This is a genomic window from Bacillus sp. GbtcB10 (assembly GCF_019091365.1).
Lineage (GTDB): Bacteria > Bacillota > Bacilli > Bacillales > Bacillaceae > Bacillus > Bacillus altitudinis.
Map to the genome: position 1 here is coordinate 1 of NZ_JAGXJP010000169.1, position 268 is coordinate 268.

1 protein-coding gene is annotated in these 268 nt (G+C 59.7%); it reads right to left on the reverse strand.

Going from position 1 to position 268, the window contains the following annotated elements; all coding sequences use genetic code 11:
* Positions 1-268 (reverse strand): cytochrome b (locus KVT11_RS20000; protein WP_217609163.1); only part of this gene is annotated, 268 nt, incomplete at both ends.

The following is a 268-nucleotide window of genomic DNA, read 5'->3' on the forward strand; positions in this document are numbered from 1 at the left end:
CCTGCGCAACACGTTGGTCTTCCAGTAGAACTGATGGGCCAGCGCGCCGAGAACGTGGGCGACGATGACGATCCAGAGAAGAACCTTCAGAACGTCGGCATGGACCCCGCCCGCTTGTCCGTTCCCGAAATAATAGGCGCCAATTCCGGTAAACGGCATCGCGATCAACAAGATATAGAGAGCCGCATGGGCAAGCTTGGCACCGAGCCTGAAGAGCGCTGGCTCTTCAGGCGGCGCAGCCGGCACTCCGGAAGTGAAGCGAAGGATG